The 23,339-nt window shown below is 72.8% G+C and carries 17 protein-coding genes and 1 pseudogene; 12 read left to right on the top strand and 6 right to left on the bottom strand.

The window, feature by feature from the left end:
• The 7 genes and pseudogenes from ACFU99_RS05650 to ACFU99_RS05620 form a co-directional block, all read left to right on the top strand.
• Positions 1-270, top strand: a pseudogene (locus ACFU99_RS05650) (TetR family transcriptional regulator); the annotation flags it as partial.
• A 156-nt stretch (positions 271-426) separates the two neighbouring features.
• Entirely contained in the window at positions 427-1,734 is a 1,308-nt protein-coding gene (locus tag ACFU99_RS05645) for an extracellular solute-binding protein (protein ID WP_384386241.1), read from the top strand.
• Positions 1,735-1,907: 173 nt separating this feature from the next.
• On the top strand, positions 1,908-2,891 hold the full coding sequence (locus ACFU99_RS05640; RefSeq protein ID WP_384386239.1) for a carbohydrate ABC transporter permease: 984 nt from the start codon (positions 1,908-1,910) through the stop codon (positions 2,889-2,891).
• Entirely contained in the window at positions 2,888-3,787 is a 900-nt protein-coding gene (locus ACFU99_RS05635; protein WP_384386236.1) for a sugar ABC transporter permease, read from the top strand. Before ACFU99_RS05640 ends, ACFU99_RS05635 begins: the two co-directional genes overlap by 4 nt.
• A 189-nt stretch (positions 3,788-3,976) precedes the next feature.
• Positions 3,977-5,623, top strand: a complete 1,647-nt coding sequence (locus ACFU99_RS05630) for a glycoside hydrolase family 13 protein (RefSeq protein ID WP_384386233.1) — start codon at positions 3,977-3,979, stop codon at positions 5,621-5,623.
• Between the two features lies 1 nt (position 5,624).
• Positions 5,625-6,701 carry a LacI family DNA-binding transcriptional regulator gene (locus tag ACFU99_RS05625; protein WP_384386231.1) on the top strand — a complete coding sequence of 359 codons (1,077 nt, stop codon included), beginning with the start codon at positions 5,625-5,627 and terminating at the stop codon, positions 6,699-6,701.
• A gap of 54 nt (positions 6,702-6,755) precedes the next feature.
• Positions 6,756-7,709 carry a phosphatase PAP2 family protein gene (locus ACFU99_RS05620; RefSeq protein ID WP_384386228.1) on the top strand — a complete coding sequence of 318 codons (954 nt, stop codon included), beginning with the start codon at positions 6,756-6,758 and terminating at the stop codon, positions 7,707-7,709.
• Positions 7,710-7,727: 18 nt separating this feature from the next.
• Here ACFU99_RS05620 and ACFU99_RS05615 read toward each other — a convergent pair whose 3' ends face one another.
• Positions 7,728-10,763: a bifunctional [glutamine synthetase] adenylyltransferase/[glutamine synthetase]-adenylyl-L-tyrosine phosphorylase gene (locus ACFU99_RS05615; protein WP_384386225.1), complete on the bottom strand. Its 3,036-nt coding sequence runs from the start codon at positions 10,761-10,763 to the stop codon at positions 7,728-7,730.
• Positions 10,764-11,034: 271 nt separating this feature from the next.
• Between ACFU99_RS05615 and ACFU99_RS05610 the strand changes: the two genes are divergently transcribed.
• Positions 11,035-12,435, top strand: coding sequence for an NADP-dependent succinic semialdehyde dehydrogenase (locus ACFU99_RS05610; RefSeq protein ID WP_384386222.1), 1,401 nt, complete (start codon positions 11,035-11,037; stop codon positions 12,433-12,435).
• 21 nt (positions 12,436-12,456) lie between these two features.
• On the opposite strand, the gene ACFU99_RS05605 is transcribed toward ACFU99_RS05610, so the two are convergent.
• Together ACFU99_RS05605 and ACFU99_RS05600 are read right to left on the bottom strand one after the other, a co-directional pair.
• Entirely contained in the window at positions 12,457-12,852 is a 396-nt protein-coding gene (locus ACFU99_RS05605; RefSeq protein WP_384386218.1) for a nitroreductase/quinone reductase family protein, read from the bottom strand.
• Positions 12,853-12,866: 14 nt separating this feature from the next.
• Positions 12,867-14,228, bottom strand: a complete 1,362-nt coding sequence (locus ACFU99_RS05600; protein ID WP_363132796.1) for a glutamine synthetase family protein — start codon at positions 14,226-14,228, stop codon at positions 12,867-12,869.
• 203 nt (positions 14,229-14,431) lie between these two features.
• Here ACFU99_RS05600 and ACFU99_RS05595 point away from each other — a divergent pair, with 203 nt between their 5' ends.
• Both ACFU99_RS05595 and ACFU99_RS05590 read left to right on the top strand, forming a co-directional pair.
• Positions 14,432-16,375, top strand: coding sequence for a collagenase (locus ACFU99_RS05595; RefSeq protein WP_384386214.1), 1,944 nt, complete (start codon positions 14,432-14,434; stop codon positions 16,373-16,375).
• A 101-nt stretch (positions 16,376-16,476) separates the two neighbouring features.
• Positions 16,477-17,199, top strand: coding sequence for a GntR family transcriptional regulator (locus ACFU99_RS05590; protein WP_384386212.1), 723 nt, complete (start codon positions 16,477-16,479; stop codon positions 17,197-17,199).
• 46 nt (positions 17,200-17,245) lie between these two features.
• On the opposite strand, the gene ACFU99_RS05585 is transcribed toward ACFU99_RS05590, so the two are convergent.
• On the bottom strand, positions 17,246-18,328 hold the full coding sequence (locus tag ACFU99_RS05585) for a PP2C family protein-serine/threonine phosphatase (protein ID WP_384386209.1): 1,083 nt from the start codon (positions 18,326-18,328) through the stop codon (positions 17,246-17,248).
• 256 nt (positions 18,329-18,584) lie between these two features.
• Here ACFU99_RS05585 and ACFU99_RS05580 point away from each other — a divergent pair, with 256 nt between their 5' ends.
• Positions 18,585-20,747, top strand: a complete 2,163-nt coding sequence (locus ACFU99_RS05580) for an ATP-binding protein (protein ID WP_384386206.1) — start codon at positions 18,585-18,587, stop codon at positions 20,745-20,747.
• A gap of 230 nt (positions 20,748-20,977) precedes the next feature.
• Here ACFU99_RS05580 and ACFU99_RS05575 read toward each other — a convergent pair whose 3' ends face one another.
• A complete protein-coding gene (locus tag ACFU99_RS05575; RefSeq protein ID WP_384386243.1) occupies positions 20,978-21,865 on the bottom strand; it encodes an alpha/beta fold hydrolase in 888 nt (295 codons plus the stop codon).
• Between the two features lie 25 nt (positions 21,866-21,890).
• On the bottom strand, positions 21,891-22,598 hold the full coding sequence (locus ACFU99_RS05570; protein ID WP_384386203.1) for a DUF998 domain-containing protein: 708 nt from the start codon (positions 22,596-22,598) through the stop codon (positions 21,891-21,893).
• Positions 22,599-22,824: 226 nt separating this feature from the next.
• Between ACFU99_RS05570 and ACFU99_RS05565 the strand changes: the two genes are divergently transcribed.
• Entirely contained in the window at positions 22,825-23,247 is a 423-nt protein-coding gene (locus ACFU99_RS05565) for a hypothetical protein (protein ID WP_384386200.1), read from the top strand.
• The last annotated feature ends 92 nt before the right edge of the window (positions 23,248-23,339 follow it).

Genomic DNA, 23,339 nt, shown 5'->3' with positions numbered 1-23,339 from the left:
GGGCCGCGCATGGAGCTGGTGGTCCGCTCCTGGATCTCCCTCGCCGAGACGACGGCGCTGCTGTGGCTCGACGGGCGGCAGGTCGCCCGGCGCGAACTGGAGCTGCAACTGGTGCACGATCTGGCGGCGTTGGCGGCGGTGAGCGCGGCGTATGACGAGGAGACGGCGGACGTGCTGCGCCGGATGCTCGCGGACGAGCCCGCCGACGGCCCGTTCGGCGACCTCCTGGGGCGGCTCAAGGCTCTCGCTCCGCAGCCCGCCGCGAGCTGACCGCTCCGCTACTCGCCGAGGACAAGTCCCCTTTCCTGTACGGGAGTTGGCCCGTTCTCCACGCTGCAAGCTCTTTCGCAAGGGATTGCAACCTGTTAGCTTCCTCCCCAGCCCGGACCCTTCAGGGGCGGGCCGACCCTCGGGAGAGGGGAACCCATGCGCAGAGGCATTTCCGCCGTCGTCGCCGTGGGGGCGCTGGCGCTGGGCGCGGCGGCGTGCGGAGGGGACGGCGGCGGGGCCGACGAGGGGAGCGGCTCCAAGGCGGCGAAGGAGCCGGGCTCCGTCTCCGGGACCGTCACCTGGTGGGACACCTCGGACGCGACCAATGAGGCGCCGACGTACCGGAAGCTGGTCGCGGCGTTCGAGAAGAAGTACCCGAAGATCTCGGTCGACTACGTCAACGTGCCGTTCGACCAGGCGCAGCAGAAGTTCAAGACGGCGGCGCAGAGCGGCCGGGGCGCGCCGGACGTGCTCCGTTCCGATGTGGGCTGGACGCCGGGGTTCGCGCAGCTCGGCTATCTCAAGGACCTCACCGGCACCCCCGCGCTGGCGGACAGCGGCGACTTCCTCGAAGGGCCGCTGAAGAACGCCGCGTACAACGGCAAGACGTACGGAGCGCCGCAGGTCACCGACACGCTCGGCCTCATGTACAACAAGGACCTGCTCAAGCGGGCGGGCGTCGCCAAACCCCCGGCGAACTGGCAGGAGGTCAAGGCCGCCGCCGCGAAGATCAAGGAGCGGACGGGGGCAGGCGGCATCGGGCTCAACCCGGACAGCTACTACTCCCTCCCCTTCCTCTACGGAGAGAAGAGCGACCTGGTCGACGTGGCCGGGAAGCGGATCACCATCGCCGACGCCGCGTCGCTGAAGGGCATCGAGACCGCCGTCGACCTGGTGAAGTCCGGGGCCGCGCCGAAGCCCGCCGGGACCGACGGCTACAACAACCTCAAGACCGACTTCAAGAACGGCAGGCTGGCGATGCTCATCGACGGCCCCTGGGCGACGAAGGAGATCTTCGGCGGCGCCGCCTACCGTGACCGTACGAACCTGGGCATCGCGCCCGTACCGGCCGGCTCCACCGGCGTCGCGGGCGCCCCCGTCGGCGGTCACAACCTCGCTGTCTACGCCGGGTCGAAGAACTTCGACGCCTCCTACCTCTTCGTGAAGTTCATGACCGCCGCGGCGCAGCAGGAGACGGCCGCGACCTCCGTCGGCGTGCTGCCGACGCGCGAGTCCGCGTACACCAAGAGCGTGCTGGCCGATCCGGTGCGCGACGCCTACCGTCGCGCGCTGGCCACGGCGCACCCGCGCCCGGCGATCCCGCAGGGCGGTGACCTGTTCACCGACTGGCTCCAGCACTACACGAAGATCCTCACGCTCAAGGAGGACCCGAAGGCGGGGCTCGACGCCACCGCGAAGGCGTGGAAGGCCACGCTGCTCAAGGACTACGAGATCCAGAAGTAGCCCCAGCGCACCGCCAGTTGACTCCGGCTCGGCCGGTCGGGGGGAGTACGGGCCACGGGCTCACCGGCCCGTACGCTCCCACGCGCCCGCCCCGCCGAGCCGGTTCCACCGCGTTCGCCACCCCGGAGACGCCCCGGAAGACAGAGACCCCGACCGACGAAAGCCGCGGAGCCATGACCACTGCCGCATCCGGCGCCGGACCCCGGCGCCCGGCGCGCCCCGGCCCGTTCGCCCGGCTGCGGCGCTCCTTCGACGCGCACTGGTACGCGTGGGCGATGGTGCTGCCGGTGGTCGTGGTGCTCGCGGTGCTCGTCGGCTATCCGCTGGGGCGCGGGATCTTCCTCTCCTTCACCGACGCCGACGAGGCGAACGTCGCCCGGACGATCGGCGTCAACCACATCCCGGCCACGTACGAGTTCGTCGGCCTCGACAACTACTGGAAGGTCCTCTCCGGGCAGGAGGGCCACTTCTACGGGCGGCTGACGTGGACCGTCGTATGGACAGGGTCCTGCGTCTTCTTCCACTACACCATCGGCCTCGGGCTCGCGCTGCTGCTCAACCGCCCGATGCGGTTCCGCGGCCTGTACCGGGTGCTGCTGATCCTGCCGTGGGCGGTCCCCGCGTTCGTCGCGACGTTCTCCTGGCGGCTGATGTTCAACGAGAAGTACGGCGTGCTCAACGCCGTCCTCGACAGGCTGGGCGTGGGCGCGGTCGACTGGCTCGGCGACGGGCTCCTCCAGAAGGTGTCGGCGGTCGCCGTCAATGTGTGGCTGGGCGTGCCGTTCATGATGGTGGCGATCCTCGGCGGCCTCCAGGCGATCCCGTCCGAGCTGCACGAGGCCGCCGAGGTGGACGGCGCGACGCCGTGGCAGCGGTTCCGGCATGTGACGCTGCCCGGTCTGAAGCCGGTCAGCGGGACGGTGATCCTGCTGGGCGTCATCTGGACGTTCAACATGTTCCAGGTCATCTACCTGCTGATCGGGCAGGGCGCGAGCTCCGAGAGCGAGATCCTGGTGACGTACTCCTACCGGCTCGCGTTCCAGGGCGTGCGCGACTACGCGGGCTCGGCCACGTACGGCATCCTCATCCTCTCGCTGCTGCTGGTCTTCGCCGTGTTCTACCGGCGGCTGCTCACCCGCCAGGAGACCATCCGATGAGCGCGCGTCCGGGCGTACGCACGCGGGCCCCGCAGCCCGTACGCACGCGGGCCCCGCATGCAGAACGGGCGCGGGGCGCGCGGTCCCGCAAGGCGTCCGCGGCGCTGCACGCGACGCTGATCGCCGCCGCCCTGACCGCCGCGTTCCCCGTCCTGTTCGTGGTGTTCGTGTCGCTGCGCGGCCGGGACGGCTGGCAGGAGCCGACGCGGTTCGTCGGCTTCACCCTCGCCAACTACGGCCATGTGCTGGAGAACACCGGATTCCTGACGTGGTTCCGCAACTCGGTGCTCGTGGCGCTGGGCGCGACGGCGCTCGGCGTGCTGGTCGCGGCGAGCGCGGGGTACGCGGTCTCGCGGATGCGGTTCCCCGGCCACCGCCCGCTGATGTGGACCTTCCTGGTCGTCCAGATGTTCCCCATGGCGGTGCTGATCGTGCCGCTGTACAACATTCTGGGGACGCTCAAGCTCCTCGACTCCTACCCCGGCCTCATCCTCACCTACTGCTCCATCTCGGTGCCGTTCTGCGCCTGGATGCTCAAGGGCTACTTCGACACCATCCCCGTCGAGATCGACGAGGCGGGGCGGGTCGACGGCCTGACCCCGTTCGGCGCCTTCTGGCGGCTGATCGTCCCGCTCGCCCGGCCGGGCCTCGCGGTCACCGCCTTCTACTCCTTCATCACCGCGTGGGGCGAGGTCGCGTTCGCCACCCAGTTCATGAGCAGCGAGCGGCACTACACCCTCGCCGTGGGGCTCCAGACGTTCGTCGGCCAGCAGAAGGCCGAGTGGGGGCTGATGACCGCGGCGGCCGTCCTGATCACCGTCCCGGCCGCATTCGTCTTCTTCCTCGTCCAGCGCCATCTGGTCGCCGGGCTCACCGCGGGAGGCACCAAGGGCTGACCGTCACCGACACGCGCGCCCCGCGTTGACCTCATAGCCGGAACAGCCGAAACAGCCGAAACAGCCCGAACAACCGGACAGCGCGACAGTACGACAGCGCGGCAGTGCGACAGCACGACCGACACCCCGGCTGCTCCAACCGCCAGTACCTGATGCCCCGCCCACCGGGCCCGCCCGACAGGAAACCGCATGACCCAGGATCTCGCGTCCCCCGTCCACGACCCGAGCGCCCGCCGGGCCGCCGGCTGGTGGCGCAGCGCCGTCATCTACCAGGTGTACGTGCGCTCGTTCGCCGACAGCGACGGCGACGGCATCGGCGATCTGCGCGGGATCCGCGACCGGCTGCCGCACCTCGCGGAGCTGGGCGTGGACGCGGTCTGGCTGACCCCGTTCTACGCCTCGCCGCAGGCGGACGGCGGCTACGACGTCGCCGACTACCGGGCGGTGGACCCGCTGTTCGGGGACCTGTCCGACGCCGACGGGCTCGTACGGGAGGCGCACCGCCTCGGCCTGCGGGTGATCGTCGACATCGTGCCCAACCACACCTCGGATCAGCACGCGTGGTTTCGAGCCGCGCTCGCGGACCGGCACGGGGGTCCGGCCCGCGAGCGTTACCACTTCCGGCCGGGGAGAGGCGGGCGGGGCCAGTTCCCGCCCAACGACTGGGAGTCCGTGTTCGGCGGCCCCGCCTGGACGCGCACGGCCGGCGCCGACGGGGCGCCGGGCGAGTGGTACCTCCATCTCTTCGCCCCCGAACAGCCCGACCTCAACTGGGAGAACCCGGAGGTGGCGCGGGAGTTCGCGTCCGTCCTGCGGTTCTGGCTGGACGTGGGCGTGGACGGGTTCCGGATCGATGTGGCGCACGGCATGGTCAAGGCGGCCGGGCTGCCCGACATCGGCCGCGGCGAGCAGGCGGAGATGATCGGCACGCAGGTGCTGCCGTTCTTCGACCAGGACGGCGTGCACGAGATCCACCGCTCCTGGCGGCAGTTGCTGGACGGCTACGACGGCGAGCGGATCGGGGTGGCGGAGGCGTGGGCCCCGACCGCCGAGCGGCTCGCGCTGTACGTACGCCCCGACGAACTGCACCAGGCGTTCAACTTCCAGTTCCTGCGGTGCCCGTGGGACGCGGCCGAGATGCGGGAGGTCGTCGACGAGTCGCTGGCCGCCACCGGCTCCGTGGGCGCGCCCGCCACGTGGGTGCTCTCCAACCACGACGTGGTGCGCCACACCACCCGGTACGGGGGCGGCGAGCGGGGGCTGCGCCGGGCGCGGGCCGCGTCGCTGCTGATGCTGGCGCTGCCCGGCTCGGCCTATCTCTACCAGGGCGAGGAACTGGGGCTGCCGGAGGTGGAGGACCTGCCGGACGAGGCGCGCCGGGACCCGGCGTTCCTCCGCAGCGGCAACGGAGACGCCGGGCGCAGCGGACAGGACGGCACCCGGGACGGCTGCCGGGTGCCGATCCCGTGGTCCGGCGGCACGGCCCCGTACGGCTTCGGGCCGGGAGGCAGCTGGCTGCCGCAGCCCGAGCGGTGGCGGGAGCTGTCGGTCGAGGCGCAGTCCGGCGACCCGCGCTCGACGCTGGAGCTGTACCGCTCGGCGCTCGCGCTGCGCCGGTCGCTGCCGGGGCTGGGCGACGGTCCGATGGAGTGGCTGCCCGCGCCGGAGGGGGTGCTGGCGCTGTCCCGGCCCGGCTTCGTCTGCACGCTCAACACGCTGCCCGCCGAGGCCGAACTCCCGGTGCCGGGCCGCCCGGTGCTGGCCACCGCGCCGCTGGAGTTCGGCGGCGGCGTGGTCCGCATCCCGGCCGACGCGTGTGTGTGGTGGGCGGTCTGAGATGCGGCCGGCCCGGCCCGCGCCCGTCACCGCCCGGCTCGCCGATATCGCGGCCCAGGCGGGGGTCAGCGAGGCCACCGTCAGCCGGGTGCTCAACGCCAGGCCGGGCGTCGCCGCGGCCACCCGCCAGTCCGTGCTGGCCGCCCTCGACGTCCTCGGGTACGAGCGCCCGGTGCGGCTGCGGCAGCGCAGCGCCGGGCTCGTCGGGCTGATCACCCCCGAGCTGGAGAACCCGATCTTCCCCGCGTTCGCGCAGGTCATCGGGGAGGCCCTGACCCGCCAGGGGTATACGCCGGTGCTGGCCACCCAGACGCCCGGCGGGTCCACGGAGGACGAGCTGACGGAACTGCTGGTGGAGCACGGGGTGGCCGGGATCATCTTCGTCTCCGGGCTGCACGCGGACACCACGGCCGATCCGGAGCGATACGAGCGGCTGCGCGCCCAGGGCGTCCCGTTCGTCCTCGTGGGCGGCTTCTCCTCGAAGGTGCGGGCGCCGTTCGTCTCCCCCGACGACCGGGCGGCGGCCCGGCTCGCCGTCACCCATTTGGCGGCATTGGGGCACCGCCGGATCGGAATGGCGCTGGGGCCCCGCCGGTTCGTGCCCGTACAGCGGAAAACCGAAGGATTTCTGCGCGGCATGGCGGACGACCTGGGGGTGCCGGCCGCCGAGGGGGAACGGCTGATCCAGCACTCGCTGTTCTCCCTGGAGGGCGGACAGGCGGCGGCGGCCCCGCTCATCGAGCGCGGCTGCACGGCGGTGGTGTGCGCGAGCGACCTGATGGCGCTCGGCGTCGTCCGGGCCGCCCGCCTGCTCGGTCTGCGGGTGCCGCGGGACCTGTCGGTCGTCGGTTTCGACGACTCTCCCCTCATAGCATTCACCGATCCGCCGCTCACCACCATTCGGCAGCCGGTGCGGCCGATGGGGCAGGCCGCCGTACGGGCGCTGCTGGAGGAGATAGCGGGCGCCCCCGCTCCGCATACCGAGTTCGTCTTCCTGCCGGAACTGGTGGTCAGGGGCTCGACGGCCGCTGCCCCCAAGGGTCGGGACCGCCTTCGGGACGACATTGAAACGGGGTAAGAACCGACCTGGGGATGATCTGCGGTTCGGCTCGGTCTGGCAGACTGTATTCCTATGGGTGAAGCGCACGTGAGGACTCCGGAAGGCCGATCGGCCACCCCGCCACCCATCGTGGAGCGCGAGGGCCGACCGCCGGAGAACCGCACGCTTCTCCAGCGTCTTCGGGCCCCCCGCAGGCCCCGTCTCTGGTTCGAGATCCTGCTGATCGCGGTCAGCTACTGGACGTACTCGCTGATCCGCAACGCGGTCCCGGAGCAGAAGGCCAAGGCGCTCGACAACGCCGACTGGATCTGGCAGGCCGAGCAAACCCTGCACATAGCGGTCGAGAACACCATCAACCGCGCCGTGGACTCGGTGACGTGGCTCATCGTGGGGATGAACTACTACTACGCGACGCTGCACTTCATCATGACGATCGGCGTGCTGGTGTGGCTCTACCGCCGCCATCCCGGCCGGTACGCGGCGACCCGCCTGGTGCTCTTCGCCACCACCGCCTTCGCGCTCGTCGGCTACTACTTCTACCCGCTCGCCCCGCCCCGGCTGATGAACGGCGTGTCCTTCATCGACACGGTCGTCGTCCACCACACCTGGGGCTCGATGGCGTCGGGCAACCTCGCCGACATGTCCAACCAGTACGCGGCGATGCCGTCGATGCACATCGGCTGGTCCACGTGGTGCGGCATCACCATCGCGATGCTGGCGCGGCCGCTGTGGGCGAGGGTCCTCGGCGCGCTCTACCCGGTGGCGACGCTGGCGGTCATCGTCTCCACCGCCAACCACTTCTGGCTGGACGCGATCGGCGGGCTGATCTGCCTGGCCGTGGGGTTCGCCCTCGCCTACGCCTGGTACGGGGCGTTCCCCTACCGGCTGGCGCGGCAGGTGGCGAGCCGGCCGGTGGCGAAGGCCGCGCCGAGGCCGCGGCCCGGGATCAACCCCGAGGCGGCCTCGGTGAGCGCCCGGGAGAAGGCCGGGGAGCAGGCGGCGGCGCGGGCCGAGACCGGCGGCTGAGCCCCCCGCACGAGGTCTTCACGCCCCGTAGAACAGCTCCTCCACCACCGCGCGCGCCCTGCGGGTGGTCCGCCGGTAGTCCTCCAGCATGTCCCCCACGTGCCCCGGCTCGTACCCGAGGTAGCGCCCCACGGCGGCCAGCTCGCGGCTGTCGCCGGGGAAGGTGTCGCCGGGCCGGCCGCGTACCAGCATCACCGCGTTGCGCACGCGGGACGCCAGCATCCACGCCTCGTCCAGGGTCTGCGCCTCCTCCGCCGGTACGAGGCCGGCGGCGTGCGCGGCGGCCAGCGCCTCGCGGGTGCGGGTGGTGCGCAGCCCCGGCGCCTCCCAGCCGTGCCGCAGCTGCATCAGCTGCACCGTCCACTCCACGTCGGAGAGGCCGCCGCGGCCCAGCTTGGTGTGGGTGGTGGGGTCCGCGCCGCGCGGCAGCCGCTCGGTCTCCATCCGGGCCTTGAGCCGCCGGATCTCGCGCACCGCGTCCTCGCCGAGCCCCTCGGCGGGGTAGCGCAGCGGCTCCACCAGCTCGATGAAGCGCGCGCCGAGGTCCGCGTCGCCGGCCACCGGCTCGGCCCGCAGCAGCGCCTGGCTCTCCCACACCAGCGACCAGCGCCGGTAGTACGCGGCGTACGAGGCGAGGGAGCGCACCATCGGGCCGGTCTTGCCCTCGGGGCGCAGGTCGGCGTCGATGAGCAGCGGCGGGTCGGAGCTGGGGAGCTGGAGGAGGCGGCGCATCTCGGTGGCGACGGCGAACGCGGCCTTGGCGGCGACCTGCTCCTCGACGCCCTCGCGCGGCTCGTACACGAACAGCACGTCCGCGTCCGAGCCGTAGTTCATCTCCCGGCCGCCGAAGCGGCCCATGCCGATGACCGTGAAGCGGGCGGGGAGCGTGTCGCCCCACTCGGCGCGTACGGCGGCGCGCAGGGCGCCCGCGACGGTCGCCGCGGTCAGGTCGGAGAGGGCGGAGCCGGTCGCGTCGAGGGCCTCGCCGGGGTCGGTGCGGGCCGGGACGCCCTCGGTGCCGTACGCGCCGACGAGGTCCGCGGCGGCGGTGCGGAACATCTCGCGGCGCCGTACGCCGCGGGCCGCCGCCACCGCCTGCTCGGCCCCGTCCGCGCGGCCGACCGCGGCCAGCACCTCCTGTTCCAGCCCGGCCCGGCCGCGCGGCCGCAGCCCGTCGGGGGCGCCGAGCAGGGCGACCGCCTCGGGGGCGCGCAGCAGCAGGTCGGGGGCGAGCCGCCCGGCGGAGAGCACGCGCGCCAGGTTCTCGGCGGCGGCGCCCTCGTCCCGCAGCAGCCGCAGGTACCAGGGGGTTTTGCCCAACGCGTCGGAGACCTTGCGGAAGTTGAGCAGTCCGGCGTCCGGGTCGGCGGAGTCCGCGAACCAGCCGAGCAGCACGGGCAGCAGGGTGCGCTGGATGGCGGCCTTGCGGGTCACGCCGGAGGACAGCGCCTCCAGGTGGCGCAGGGCGGAGGCCGGGTCGGCGTAGCCGAGTGCCTCCAGCCGCTGGCCTGCGGCCCTGGCGCTGAGCCGGGTCTCGCCGGGTTCGAGCTGGGCGACGGCGTCGAGCAGCGGCCGGTAGAAGAGCTTCTCGTGCAGCCGCCGCACCTCGCGGGCGTGCCGCTTCCACTCCTTGCGCAGGTGCTCGACGGGTTCGACGCCGCTGGGCCAGCCGAACGGCCGGGCCAGGGAGCGGCCGAGGCGCCGCAGGTCGGCCTCGTTGTCGGGGACGAGGTGGGTACGGCGCATCTTGTGCAGTTGGATGCGGTGCTCCATGGAGCGCAGGAAGCGGTACGCGGCGTCGAGGGAGGCGGCGTCCGCGCGCCCCACGTAGCCGCCGGCGGCGAGGGCTGCGAGGGCGGCGAGGGTGTTGGCGCGGCGGAGGGTGGCGTCGGTGCGGCCGTGCACCAGTTGCAGGAGCTGTACGGCGAATTCGACGTCGCGCAGCCCGCCGGGGCCGAGCTTGAGTTCGCGGTCGATCTGGGCGGCGGGGATGTTCTCGATGACGCGGCGGCGCATGTGCTGGACGTCGGGGACGAAGTTCTCGCGCTCGGAGACCTGCCAGACCATGGGGGTCACGGCGTCGATGTACTCCCGGCCCAGCTCGGCGTCGCCGGCCATCGGGCGGGCCTTGAGGAGCGCCTGGAACTCCCAGGTCTTGGCCCACCGCTGGTAGTACGCGAGGTGGCTGGTCAGGGTCCGTACGAGCGGCCCGTTGCGGCCTTCGGGGCGGAGGTTGGCGTCGACGGGCCAGATGGTGCCCTCGGCCGTCACGTCCGAGCACAGCCGCATGAGCCGGGCGGCGAGCCGGGTCGCGGCCTGTACGGCCTTGGCCTCGTCGACGCCGTCCTTGGGTTCGGCGACGAAGACGACGTCCACGTCGGAGACGTAATTCAGTTCATGGCCGCCGCACTTGCCCATGCCGATGACGGCGAGGCGGGCCGCGGCGGCGTCGGTGGGCTGCTCCTCGCAGGCGATCTCCAGGGCGGCGAGGAGGGTGGCGGTGGCGAGGTCGGCGAGTTCGGCGGCGGTCTCGGCGACCTCGGTGGTGCCGCAGACGTCGCGGGCCGCTATGCCCAGCAGGGACCGGCGGTAGGCGGCGCGCAGCGCGTCGGGGCGGGGCCGGCCGGCGCCGCGCTCGCCCCAGATGCCCTCGGCGAGTTCGCGCTCGAACTCGGGCGTGGTGGGGTGCAGGTCGGCGGATTCGTAGGTGACGAGGGAGTGCCAGTCGGCGGGGTGGCGGGCGAGGTGGTCGCCGAGCGCCTCGGACGCGCCGAGCACGCCGATGAGCCGGTCGCGCAGCGGTTTGGCGGTGATGAGCGTATCGAGGAACGCGCGCCGGTCGTCGTCCTCCTGTGCCTCCACCATGCGGACGAGGCCGTGCAGGGCGAGGTCGGGGTCGGCGGCGGCGCCGAGGGCGTCGAGGAGCACGGGGTCGGCGCGCACGGTGGACAGTTCGGGGACGTCGAGGAGGCGTTCGGCGCCGGCGGGGTCGGTGAACCCGTAGCGCACGAGGCGGGTGAAGGTGGAGCTCCTGCGACCCTGCGGTACGGACATGCCGCCGCCTCCCGTCCGTCGAACGCCGGCTCGTCGTCGGCCGCTGGCGATCATTCGTGGGCCACTCGCGATCAAGGGCCGGTACGAGCCTAATGGCGACGGGCGGCCGGGTCGTGCGGGGGCACCGTACCCATACACCGTAAATCCCTGGTGAAGCGGTGGTGGCGGGGCGCGCCGTATTGCGCGGGGGCGGGGCGCGCTGCAAGGTCGAAGGGGCGCGGAGAAACAAAAGCCGCTGAGACACATCCGGTAGGCGCACGGAAGGACAGCCATGCCCATCGCGACGGTGAACCCCACGAACGGCGAGACGCTCAAGACGTTCGACGCACTGGGCCCGGAGGAGATCGAGCGACGGCTGGCCGCCGCCGAGTCCGCGTTCCGCCGATACCGCACCACCGGCTTCGCCGAGCGCGCCCGGCTGCTGGGCCGCGCCGCCGACCTGCTGGAGCAGGACGCGGCCGACGTCGCCCGCACGATGACGACGGAGATGGGCAAGCCGGTCGGGGCGGCGCGCGCGGAGGCGGCGAAGTGCGTCAAGACGATGCGCTGGTACGCGGCGCACGCCGAGGGGCTGCTGGCGGACGAGCACCCGGCGGACGCGGACGTACGGGACTCCGGGGCCACGCACGCGCGCGTGCACTACCGGCCGCTGGGCGCGGTGCTCGCCGTGATGCCGTGGAACTTCCCGCTCTGGCAGGTCGTGCGGTTCGCCGCCCCGGCGCTGATGGCGGGGAACGTGGGCCTGCTCAAGCACGCCTCGAACGTGCCGCAGACCGCGCTGTATCTGGAGGACCTCTTCCGCCGCGCCGGGTTCCCGGAGGGCTGTTTCCAGACGCTGCTGGTGGGGTCCGGGACGATCGAGGCGATCCTGCGCGACGGGCGGGTCGCCGCGGCCACGCTGACCGGCAGCGAACCGGCGGGCCGCTCGGTGGCCTCGATCGCGGGCGACGAGATCAAGAAGACGGTCCTGGAGCTGGGCGGCAGCGATCCGTACGTGGTGATGCCGTCCGCCGACGTCGACCGCGCGGCGGCCACAGCGGTCACGGCCCGCGTCCAGAACAACGGCCAGTCCTGCATCGCCGCGAAGCGCTTCATCGTGCACGCGGACGTCTACGACCGTTTCGCGGACCTGTTCACCGCGGGCATGCGGGACTTGAGGGTCGGCGACCCGCTGGAGGACACCACGGACGTCGGCCCCCTCTCCTCCGAACAGGGCCGCGCGGATCTGGAGGAGCTGGTGGACGACGCGGTACGCCACGGGGCGCGGGCCCTGTGCGGCGGCCGGCGCCCCAAAGCCTTCCCGGACGGCTGGTTCTACGAGCCGACGGTCCTCTCCGAGATCACCACCGACATGCGCGTCCACCGCGAGGAGACCTTCGGCCCGGTCGCCACCCTCTACCGCGCCGCGGACCTGGACGAGGCGATCGCCATCGCCAACGACACGCCCTTCGGCCTGAGTTCGAATATCTGGACCCGCGACCCGGCGGAAGTCGACCGCTGCGTACGCGACATCGAGGCCGGCGGCATCTTCTTCAACGGCATGACCGCCTCCCACCCCGCCTTCCCCTTCGGCGGCGTCAAACGCTCCGGCTACGGCCGCGAACTGGCCGGCCACGGCATCCGCGAGTTCTGCAACGCGACGACGGTATGGCACGGGGCGGGCCCGGGCTGACCGCCCGCCCGTGTCACCGGGTCAGCGTTCGTCCAGGTCGATCCGCACCGTCAGCAGATTCGTGCCGAACGTACGGACCGCCGCACTGTTGAAGCGCGGGAGGGACTTGAGGCGCGCTCGTGGGTCGTCCTCCGGCAGGAGGCGGGCGGTCCCCGCGTGCCAGCGGCCCTTGAGGCGGACTCGGACGCGCGGGTCGGACTGGATGTTGCGGACGTAGTTCGACTTGTCGCCGTACTCGGAGACGAGCCAGAACTCCTGCCCGACGCGGCGGCCGCCGACCGGGGTGCGGCGGGGCAGGCCGGACGTGCGGCCCGTGGTCTCCAGGACGACCTGGCCCGGCAGCCGCGCCAGCAGCGGATTGAACCGCCGCTGCACGGACGTGATGACCCGGAACTTCGTCTCGCGGTAGCGCGCCATCCGACGGCCCTCCGTCACAGCACCGGCAGCATCTTGCGGAGTTCGAAGGCGGTGACCTCGGAGCGGTACTCCTCCCACTCCTGCTTCTTGTTGCGGAGGAAGAAGTCGAAGACGTGCTCGCCGAGGGTTTCGGCGACCAGTTCGCTGCGCTCCATCAGGTCGATGGCCTCGCCGAGGTTCTGGGGCAGGGGTTCGATGCCCATGGCGCGGCGTTCGGAGTCGGAGAGGGCCCAGACGTCGTCGTCGGCGCCGGCGGGGAGTTCGTAGCCCTCTTCGATGCCCTTGAGGCCGGCGGCCAGGAGGACGGCGTAGGTGAGGTAGGGGTTGGCGCCGGAGTCGATGGAGCGGACCTCGACGCGGGTGGAGCCGGTCTTGCCGGGCTTGTACATCGGTACGCGGATGAGCGCGGAGCGGTTGTTGTGGCCCCAGCAGATGTACGAGGGGGCCTCGCCGCCCGCGCCCGCGGTGCGGTTGGCGCCGCCCCAGATGCGCTTGTAGGAGTTGACCCACTGGTTGGTGACGGCGGAGATCTCGGCGGCGTGCGTGAGCAGGCCCGCGATGAAGGAGCGGCCGACCTTGGAGAGCTGGAACTCCGCGCCGGACTCGTAGAACGCGTTGCGGTCGCCCTCGAAGAGGGAGAGGTGGGTGTGCATCCCGGAGCCGGGGTATTCGGAGAACGGCTTCGGCATGAAGGTGGCCTGCACGCCCTGTTCCAGCGCGACCTGCTTCATGACGAGGCGGAAGGTCATCACGTTGTCGGCGGTGGAGAGCGCGTCCGCGTAGCGCAGGTCGATCTCCTGCTGGCCCGGCGCGCCCTCGTGGTGGCTGAACTCGACCGAGATGCCCATGGATTCGAGCATGGTGATGGCCTGGCGGCGGAAGTCCATGCCCACGTTCTGCGGGGTGTGGTCGAAGTAGCCGGAGGAGTCGGCGGGCACCGGGCGGGTGCCGTCCACGGGCTTGTTCTTGAGCAGGAAGAACTCGATCTCGGGGTGGGTGTAGAAGGTGAACCCGAGGTCGGAGGTCTTGGCGAGGATGCGCTTGAGGACGTAGCGCGGGTCCGCGTACGAGGGTGAGCCGTCCGGCATCAGGATGTCGCAGAACATCCGGGCGGTGCCCGGCGCCTCCGCGCGCCACGGCAGGATCTGGAACGTGCCGGGATCCGGCTTCGCGATCATGTCGGATTCGTAGACCCGGGCGAACCCCTCGATGGCGGAGCCGTCGAAGCCGATCCCCTCGTCGAACGCCTGCTCCAGCTCGGCGGGGGCGACGGCCACGGATTTCAGGAAGCCGAGCACATCGGTGAACCACAGGCGGACGAACCGGATGTCGCGCTCCTCCAGCGTACGAAGCACGAACTCCTGCTGCTTATCCATAGTTCCCTATCCTCGCCGGTCAATCTGCCCGTTCACCAGTGCCGCGGCACCGCGGTGGCACACCAGTATCACTCCCCCGGGTGTCCGGCGCGTTTCACGGTTCGTCCCCGTGCCTGCCAACACCTTCCCAACTCCCAGTGCAGTGTGAAATTTTACATGGCACACACCCCACGCGTGCATGACAAGTCACTCGGAGGCAGCACATGCGACCCCGTACCGTGCACAGACGCCTCGGCCGCCTAGCGGCCCTCGCCACCGCCCTCTGCCTGGGCGGCGGGCTCCTCGCCGGGCCGGGGCAGGCGGCCGCCGTCGGCCATGGGAACGACGGCCCCCACCCGGCCGCCCGTCCCACGAGCCGCGTCACCCCCGCCGACCGGCCGCCCCTCACCGACCCCGTCGACGCCCGCCACCGCGAGCACACCCCTCGCTCCGCCCCCGTCCACCACTCCCGCCCCTCCATGAAGGGCCTCTCCCCCGAGCGGCGCGCCGCCGCCTGCGACATCGCCGACTTCACGCGGAACACCGGCAGCGCCCTCGTCGCCAAGATCAAGGGCGCCACCACCGACTGCGTCAACACGCTCTTCGCCCTCACCGGCACCGACGCCCGCGGCGCGTTCCGCGAGGCGCAGATGACCACCGTCGCCTACGCCCTCCGGGACGGCGCCGCCTCCTACCCCGGCGACGGCTCCACCGGCCTGCCGCAGCTCGTGCTGTTCCTGCGCGCCGGGTATTACGTGCAGTGGTACCACTCCGGCGACACCGGCCCGTACGGTTCCGCCCTGCGGACCGCGATCCGCTCCGGGCTCGACGCGTTCTTCGCCGCGCCGCGCTCCCGCGACGTCACCGACGCCAACGGCGAGACGCTCGCCGAGGCCGTCACGCTGATCGACAGCGCCCAGGAGAACGCCCGCTACCTGTACGTCGTCGAGCGGCTGCTCAAGGGGTACGACAGCTCGTACGACGCGTCCTGGTGGATGCTGAACGCCGTCAACAACGTCTACACCGTCCTCTTCCGCGGCCACCAGGTACCCGCCTTCGTAACCGCCGTCGAGCGCGCCCCCGCCGTCCTGCGCACCCTCCACGACTTCGCCGCCGCCCACCTCGACCTGCTCGGCGGCAAGCAGAGCTATCTCACCGCCAACGCCGGGCGCGAACTCGGCCGCTTCCTCCAGCACGCCTCGCTGCGCGAGCGGACCCGCCCGTACGCCGTGGACCTGCTGCGGCGCACCGCCATGACCGGCCGCACCGCGCCGCTGTGGGTCGGCGTCGCCGAGATGGCCGACTACTACGACAAGGCGGGCTGCGACCAGTACGGCGTCTGCGACCTCCAGAAGCGGCTGACCGACGCCGTCCTCACCGTCCGGCACACCTGCGGCCCCAGCATCGCCATCCGCGCCCAGCAGATGACCGCCGCCGAACTCGCCTCGACGTGCGCGAGCCTCGGCGGGCAGGACGCGTTCTTCCACGGCGTCGCCAAGGACAGCGGCCCGGTCGCCGACGACCGCAACACCACCATCGAGGTGACCGTCTTCGACTCCAGCGCCGACTACCAGACGTACGCCGGGGCCATCTACGGCATCGACACGAACAACGGCGGGATGTACCTGGAGGGCGACCCGGCCGCGGCCGGCAATCAGCCGCGGTTCATCGCCTACGAGGCCGAGTGGCTGCGGCCGGACTTCGCGATCTGGAACCTCAACCACGAGTACACGCACTACCTCGACGGCCGCTTCGACATGTACGGGGACTTCAACGCCGGGGTCTCCACGCCCACCATCTGGTGGATCGAGGGCTTCGCGGAGTACGTCTCGTACTCGTACCGGAAGGAGACGTACCGCGAGGCGATCGCGGAGGCCGGGAAGCACACCTACAAGCTGAGCACGGTGTTCGACACCGCGTACGGCGACGACACCACGCGCGTGTACCGGTGGGGCTACCTCGCCGTCCGCTATCTGCTGGAGAACCACCGCGCCGACGTCGACGCCGTCCTCGCCGCCTACCGGAAAGGGGACTGGCAGGCCGCCCGGCGCCATCTGACCGAGACCATCGGCACCCGCTACGACGCCGACTGGGACCGGTGGCTCACCGCCTGCGCGGCGGGCGGTTGCGCCACGGGCGGGGGTACGGGCGCCCGGCCGGCCGCCTGACCGCCCGCGGGCCCGCCGCCCCGCGGCCGTCCTGGGCATCGGTGCGCGTGTGATAGGTGAAAGTTATAATCACCGGGCCGAGCTCAGGACGGAGGGCCGCTGTGGGTGATCTGCGGCAGCGAAGCCCGATCCTCGTCCAGGAGCGGCTGCGCGACCAGGTGGCGAACGCCCTGCGCGCCGCGATGACCGCCGGCGAGCTCCGCGTCGGCGCCGTCTACTCCGCCCCCGTCCTCGCCGCCGAGCTGGGCGTCTCCCCCACGCCCGTACGCGAGGCGATGCTCGCGCTGGCCCGCGAGGGCCTGGTCGAGCCCGTACGGAACAAGGGCTTCCGGGTCACCGAGCTGTCCGAGCGCGATCTGGACGAGTACACGGAGATCCGCGCGCTGATCGAGGTGCCGACGGTCGGGCAGATCGCCCGCACCGTGCCCGCCGGGGAACTGGAGGCACTGCGGCCCGTCGCCCGCGAGATCGTGACGGCGGCGGCCCGGCACGACCTGATCGGCTACCTCGACGCCGACCGCCGCTTCCACCTGCGGCTGCTCGCCCTCGCGGGCAACGACCGGCTCGTGGAGGTCGTCGGCGAACTGCGCAAGCGCGCCCGCCTGTACGGGCTCACCGGGCTCGACCGCAGCGGCGAGCTGGTCGCGTCCGCCGAGGAACACCTCGAACTCCTCGACCTGCTGATCGGCGGCGACGCGCCGGGGGCGGAGGCGTGCATGCGCCGCCATCTGGGGCATGTGCGCTCCTTGTGGTCGGCGGGGCGGGAGGAGGAGGCTGGGGCGGAGCCCGCGCCCGTACCCACGCCCGTATCCGCGTCGGACTGAGACTGAGACTGAGACTGGGGCTGAGACGGTCGCCGCTCGCTCGGGCTCAGGTGACCGGCGCGAGCGCCGTCGCGTTGGCCGACTGGCAGAGGATGAGGGCGAGGTCGTCGACCGGCGGGCCGCCCGTGTGGGCGGTGACCATGCGGTGCAGGACGTCGAGCGCGTCGGCGGGCGAGGGCTCGGACAGCGCCTCGCCGACCCGTTCGAGCAGGGCGAAGTCCATGCCCCCGGCGTCGCGGGCCTCGCTCAGGCCGTCGGTGTAGAACAGCAGCCGGTCGTCGCTCTGGAGATAGACGCGGTGCTGCCGGGGCGTCGGATGCAGGCCCAGGGGGAGCGCGGGCTCCGGGGGCTCCAGCAGTCGGATCCGCTTCCCCACGCGTACGGGCGGCGGGTGACCGCAGTTGACGAGGCGCACCTCGCCGGGGGCGAACTCGGCGAGGACGGCGGTCACGAAGTCCTCCGGCCCCAGGCCCGGCGAGAGCCGGGCGTCCATGCCGGTGGCCAGGTCGGCGAGGCCGGGGGTGAGATAGGCCAGGTCCCGGAAGGCGCGGATGGCCGCCGCGGTGGTCCCCAGGGCCGCCAGGCTGTGGCCGCGTACGTCCCCGATCAGCAGGCGTACGCCGAACGGGGTGTGCGCGATGTCGTACAGGTCCCCGCCCACCGAGGCCCCCGGTACGGGGCAGTGGTGGCGGGTGCAGACGTCGATGCCGCCCAGCCGCGCGGAGACGGGGCGCAGGATCGCCTGCTGGGACTCGCGGGCCACCCGCTCGGCCCGGACCAGCGCGTGTTCCGTGGCGGTGCGCCGCCCGGCGCTGCGGACGGCGAGGGCGCTGCCCGCGAGCAGTATCAGGAACTCCACCGCGAAGGCCGGCGCCGTCGCGCGCTGCCGCGCGGTCCCGGCCACGAGGGCGAGCAGCAGCGACCAGGTGGCGACGGCCGCGGTGTGCCGTGTGTCCAGATGGACGCAGGCCAGCAGGGGGCCGATGAGCAGCGCGAGGATTCCGGGGTACCAGTTGTCGGTCAGGAAGCCGGGTGCGGCGAGGAGCGCGCTCGCCGCCAGCGCCGGGGCGAGCCGGCTCCTGCCGTGCCACCCGCGTGCCCGGGTTCTCCACCACCTGCCGACAGCCATGAACGGCCCCCTGTCCTTCCCGCGCGCTGCGACAGCGGGTGGCCACTATGCCGCACCGTTTCCGTGGCCACTGCCGGTTGATCGAATCGGAACAGGAGATGGCAGGGAGTGTCGTGTTGGTGTGGTCATCTGAGCATCCGGCCGGTGAAAGCGGGCAGCTCATCGCATTGCGAGGCGGGGGCGGCGCGGGCGCGGGAGACTTCGCGCACCGGCGGCGGACAGCGGCCGGAACACGCGGTGCGGGAGGGGCGGGGCCATGGGGGATTCCGAGCAGGGCCAAAGGGATCGGGGAAGCCGGGGCAAGGGCAATCTGCCTCCCGAGGAGACGAGTTTCGTCGGGCGCGGGCGCGAACTGAGCGCGCTGGCGGACCTGGTGGCCGCCGACGACGGCCGGCTGGTAACGCTGACCGGGCTCGGCGGGGTGGGCAAGAGCCGGCTGGCCAGGCGCGTCGCGGCCGCGGCGCGGCCCGCCTTCCCCGACGGGGTGTGGCTGGTCGAACTCTCCCCGCTCAAGGAGGCGGAGCCGATCGCGCTCGCCGTCTACGAAGCGCTCCGGCTGGCCGACCAGTCCACCCGGCCCGCGGCCGAGGTGGTCACCGACTGGCTGGCGGACAAGCGGCTGCTGCTGATCCTGGACTGCTGCGAACACCTCCCCGCCGCCTGCGCGGACATGGCGGAGACGCTGCTGGCCGCGGGCCCCGGAGTGCGCGTCCTGGCCACCAGCCGCAGCCCGCTGCGGGCGCGGGGCGAACGGGTGGTGCCGGTGTCCCCGCTGCCGATCGCGGTCCGTACGTACGGGCAGGGGGCGCCGCCCGCCGACGCGGCGGTGCTGTTCGCCGAGCGCGCCGCCGAGGCCGCTCCCCGGCTCGCCCTCACGGAGCGGGACGGCCCGGCCGTCGACGAGGTCTGCGCACGCCTGGAGGGCATCCCCCTGGCCATCGAACTGGCGGCGGCCCGGCTGGCCGAGATGCCGCTCGACGAGCTGAGCCGCCGCCTGCACGCCCCCTTCGAGCTGCTGACCATGAAGGACAGCGTGCGCGGTACGTACGGCCGGTACGGGGAGGGCGAGACGCGGCACCAGACGCTGCGCACCGCGATCGGCTGGAGCCATGAGCTGTGCACCGCGCCGGAGCGGCTGCTGTGGGCGCGGCTGTCGGTGTTCGCCGGGGGCTTCGAGCAGGAGGCGGCGCAGTGGGTCTGCGCCGGTGGCCCGCTCGGCAGCGGGCAGGTGCCGGGCCTGCTCGACCGGCTCGTGGACCAGTCCGTACTCCGCCGCACCGAAGCCTCCAAGCCCCACTGTGCGACGCCCCGCTATTCGATGCTGGACACGATCCGGGAGTACGGCCAGGACTGGCTGGCCCGGACCGGCGAGGAGGAGGAGCTGCGCGAACGGCACCGGGACTACTACCGCTGGCTCGCCCGTACCGGCGAACGCGCGTGGGTCGGGCCCGACCAGATCGCCTGGTACGAGCGCCTGACCGCCGAACTCGCCAACTTGCGTGTGGCGCTGGAGGGTTGCCTGGCCGATACGGACCCGCTCCCCGCGCTGGAGATGGCGAGCGACCTGTGGTTCTTCTGGACCGGCTGCGGCTTCCTGCGCGAGGGGCGCGGCTATCTGGAACGGGCCCTGGCCGACGAACGCGCGGCGCCGGCCGGCCCGGAGCTGTTCCGGGCGCTGTGGGCCTGCGGCCATGTGGCCAATATGCAGGGCGACTTCGACGTCTCGGCCGAGCTGGAGAGCCGGTCCGCGCCGCTGGCCGAGCGGCTCGCCGACCCGGCGGCGGCCGGCGCCGTGCGCTACGTCCGGGGCACCCGCCTGGTGATGACCGGCCGCCCGGACCAGACCCTGGCCGTCTGCGGCCGGGAAGCGTCCGACCCTCCGGCTTTCCCCTCCCACGGCAGCCCACTGGCCGTCCGCCTCCTGACCCTGGGCATCACCTCGTTCGCCCACCTCCAGTCGGGCGAGATCGCGCAGGCGGCCGCGGTCGCCTACGCGATGCGCGAGGAGAGCGAGCGCCACGGCGACGTGTGGCTGCGCGCCTACGCCCTCTACTTCCAGGCCATGGCCGCCCTGGCCGGCGGCGACCCGGCGGCGGCCGTCCGGTACGCCCGTGACTCGCTGGCCTGCAAGTGGCAGCTGAACGACACGTTCGGGGCCGCCGTCAGCCTCGACACGCTGGCGACGTCCGTCGCCCCCACCGCCCCCGCCCAGGCCGCCCGCCTCCTCGGCACCGCCGACCAGCTCTGGCACTCCATCGGCCGCGACCGCGCCGCCGTCAAGGAATTCCTCACCACCCGCCACACCTGCGAACACACCCTCCGCGAAACCGTCGGCGACACCCCCTACGAAACCGCCCACCGCGAGGGCCTGGAGACCAGCCTCGACGAGGGAATCACGCACGCGCTGACGGTGGCGTGAACGGCCATACGCGAGGAACTGCGCGAGCAACCACAACGCACCCGCGGACGACACGACGAGAGCAACCCCCATAGGGGCACGGGGAACTGCGCGACCAGCCACAACGCACCCGCAGACAACACCCGACACCGTCAGGCAGAGCCCCGAAGGGGCGCGGGGAACTGCGCGAGCAACCACCACCGCACCCGCAGGCGACACCGAACCGAGGCCAGGGCGACAGCCCCCGGCGGCTAGCCGGTGGCCCGGGGCGAATCCGCCTCCCTCGCCGGCGACACCGCCAACACCGCATCCGCCACCGCCTGCGGCCGGTCCAGCATCAGCAGATGCCCGGCCGGGGCGACCGTCTCGAAACGCGCGTCGAGCCGCTCGGCGAGCCGCCGTTGCCGCTCCAGCCAGCGCCGTTCGAACCAGGAGCCGTTCCCGTGCGAGGCCGCCAAGACCGCCACAGGCACCGGCGGCAGCGGATAGTCCTCGCGCAGAACGGCCAGTTCGGCGGCGACGTCCAGATAGCGGGCGTTCTCCAGCAGGATGGCTCGGGCGACGCGCCCGCTCCCGTAGCAGCGGCGCAGCAGTTCGTCGGGCGCCGGGTCCGTGCGGCGCAGGGACGTGGCGCGTACGGTCAGCCGGCGCAGCGTCGGGCCGAGCGCGCGCGGCAGCCCGGCGGCGGTGACGGCCCGCCCACGGGCCCTGGCCGCGGCGGTGCGCAGATCACTGGCGGGGCCGGGGCTCGGGTTCTCCTCGACGCTGCCGTCGACGAGGACGACCCCGTCGGTCCGCTCGGGATGCAGCCGGGCGAACGCCTCGGCGTGGAACGCGGCGAGGGAGTGCCCGACCATCGTCGCCGGCCCCGGCAGCCCGAGCGCGTCGAGTACGCCCGCGATGCGGTCCGCCTCGCCCGCGGCGCTCGGCGGCTCGGGCGAGGGCGCGCTGAACCCGAGGCCGGGCCGGTCGAAGCGGACCACGGTGCGGTGCTCGGAGAGCAGCGGCACCACGGGGTCCCAGTCGAACCAGCCCATGCCGAGTCCGCCGCTGAGCACGCACACCGGCCCGGCGCCCTCGCTCAGCACATGCAGGGTCACCCCCGCGACACGCACCATCCGCCCGGGTGGCCGCTCCATGATCTCCCCCTCCGTACGCCCGTACTCAGTCGTCGTTCCCACGGGCGACGTGTACGCACAGCACCGCCAGCCAGAGCGCGACCAGCAGCACCTGCGCCCGCTGTCCGGCCCCCAGCAGCCATGTTCCCTTGCCCGCTTCGAAAGCGGCCACCGCGACCAGGGTCCAGGCGGTGGCGGCCAGTTCGGCCGCCGCCAGCGGCGGACCGAGGCGCGCGAGCGGCATGCCATGACCGTACCTGCGCGCGGCGACGGTCAGCGCCACGACCCCCGCCAGCGCGCCGGTCATCGCCAGGCTGCTGCTGATGGCGTGCGCCGTGTGGGTGGCCGGCACGAGCCCGGCGGTCTCGCGGGCCGCGCATTCCGGGTCGACGGTCGGCGCGCAGCTGAGCGGCAGCCGCGAATCGGCCGCGGTGGCCGCGCCGAACAGCAGCAGCCCGGCCCAGCCCGCCACCGACCAGGGCCGCCGCTCGAAGACGGTCAGCGCGGTGGCGGCGGCGAGGAACACGGCGACCCCGGCGACCAGGTCGGTGGCGCGGAAGAGCCCGCCGAGCGGCTGGTCGACGGCGGCCAGCTCGCTGACGTACGTACGGACCGGGTCGAGGCCGGTGGCGATCAGGACTTCGAGCACCCAGGCGGTGTACGCGACCGCGCCGATCAGCAGCAGCACGGCCACGGCGCGGGCGCGCGGGCGCAGCCTCGTACGGGCCGCCGCCGGGCGTACGGGCTCGTCCATGGCAGCGGCCTAGAAGGCGGCGGGGCGTACGGGCGTACGGGGCCGAATCCGGGTCCGGAGCTCTCCCGTGCTGGTCATACGGTCCCCTTCTGCCGGCCGGAATGTCCCTTCTCATGATCCGGCCTCGTCCGCCCGCATGCCCGCCCGCGCCCGCGCCGGGCAACCGCCCGCGTTCGGCCATACCCCTTGGGGGTAAGGTGCGAAGGGTCGCGTCGGAGGGATCGGGATGTACGGACAGCGAGGGGCCGCCGCCTGGTGCGGGCGCCTGCTGCTGTTCGCGGCCCTGCTGCTGGGCATCGTCACGATGCACACCCTGGGCCACCCCGCCGAGCACACGGCCGCGCCCCACGGCCCCGTAGTCGCGGGCGACAGCGCCGGCGGGCACGGAAACCCGCACATGGTCATGGACTCCCCCACCGCCGCTCCCGCCGCCGTCCCGGCGCACAGCGGCATGGACCCCATGTCCGTATGCCTCGCCGTGCTCGGCGTCTGGATCGTCGGCCTCCTCGTGGGCCTGGCCGCGCGCGACCGCCGGGCCCTGGGCGCGGCCGTCGCCGCGCCGCGCTCGCGGCTGCCGGGAGCGCTGTGGCCGATCCCGCCGCCACCGCGTCACAAGGCCCTCGCCCGGTTGTCGGTGCTGCGCGTGTAGGAGCGCGCGCCCGGCCGCTTCCGCATGCCCGGAACGGCCCGCGTGCCACCGCACACCACCGCACACCCGACACCACACGAGGTGCATTCAGT

Source organism: Streptomyces sp. NPDC057654 (assembly GCF_042800135.1).
Taxonomy (GTDB): domain Bacteria; phylum Actinomycetota; class Actinomycetes; order Streptomycetales; family Streptomycetaceae; genus Streptomyces.
Note: the sequence above shows the minus strand (reverse complement) of the source record. Positions and strands in the feature narration are given on the sequence as shown.

Excerpts from the sequence above, each read along its gene's own strand:
- ACFU99_RS05645 (WP_384386241.1), top strand. The coding sequence starts at position 427 with ATGCGCAGAGGCATTTCCGCCGTCGTCGCCGTGGGGGCGCTGGCGCTG.
- ACFU99_RS05640 (WP_384386239.1), top strand. The coding sequence starts at position 1,908 with ATGACCACTGCCGCATCCGGCGCCGGACCCCGGCGCCCGGCGCGCCCC.
- ACFU99_RS05635 (WP_384386236.1), top strand. The coding sequence starts at position 2,888 with ATGAGCGCGCGTCCGGGCGTACGCACGCGGGCCCCGCAGCCCGTACGC.
- ACFU99_RS05630 (WP_384386233.1), top strand. The coding sequence starts at position 3,977 with ATGACCCAGGATCTCGCGTCCCCCGTCCACGACCCGAGCGCCCGCCGG.
- ACFU99_RS05625 (WP_384386231.1), top strand. The coding sequence starts at position 5,625 with ATGCGGCCGGCCCGGCCCGCGCCCGTCACCGCCCGGCTCGCCGATATC.
- ACFU99_RS05620 (WP_384386228.1), top strand. The coding sequence starts at position 6,756 with ATGGGTGAAGCGCACGTGAGGACTCCGGAAGGCCGATCGGCCACCCCG.
- ACFU99_RS05615 (WP_384386225.1), bottom strand. The coding sequence starts at position 10,763 with ATGTCCGTACCGCAGGGTCGCAGGAGCTCCACCTTCACCCGCCTCGTG.
- ACFU99_RS05610 (WP_384386222.1), top strand. The coding sequence starts at position 11,035 with ATGCCCATCGCGACGGTGAACCCCACGAACGGCGAGACGCTCAAGACG.
- ACFU99_RS05605 (WP_384386218.1), bottom strand. The coding sequence starts at position 12,852 with ATGGCGCGCTACCGCGAGACGAAGTTCCGGGTCATCACGTCCGTGCAG.
- ACFU99_RS05600 (WP_363132796.1), bottom strand. The coding sequence starts at position 14,228 with ATGGATAAGCAGCAGGAGTTCGTGCTTCGTACGCTGGAGGAGCGCGAC.
- ACFU99_RS05595 (WP_384386214.1), top strand. The coding sequence starts at position 14,432 with ATGCGACCCCGTACCGTGCACAGACGCCTCGGCCGCCTAGCGGCCCTC.
- ACFU99_RS05585 (WP_384386209.1), bottom strand. The coding sequence starts at position 18,328 with ATGGCTGTCGGCAGGTGGTGGAGAACCCGGGCACGCGGGTGGCACGGC.
- ACFU99_RS05580 (WP_384386206.1), top strand. The coding sequence starts at position 18,585 with ATGGGGGATTCCGAGCAGGGCCAAAGGGATCGGGGAAGCCGGGGCAAG.
- ACFU99_RS05575 (WP_384386243.1), bottom strand. The coding sequence starts at position 21,865 with ATGGAGCGGCCACCCGGGCGGATGGTGCGTGTCGCGGGGGTGACCCTG.
- ACFU99_RS05570 (WP_384386203.1), bottom strand. The coding sequence starts at position 22,598 with ATGGACGAGCCCGTACGCCCGGCGGCGGCCCGTACGAGGCTGCGCCCG.
- ACFU99_RS05565 (WP_384386200.1), top strand. The coding sequence starts at position 22,825 with ATGTACGGACAGCGAGGGGCCGCCGCCTGGTGCGGGCGCCTGCTGCTG.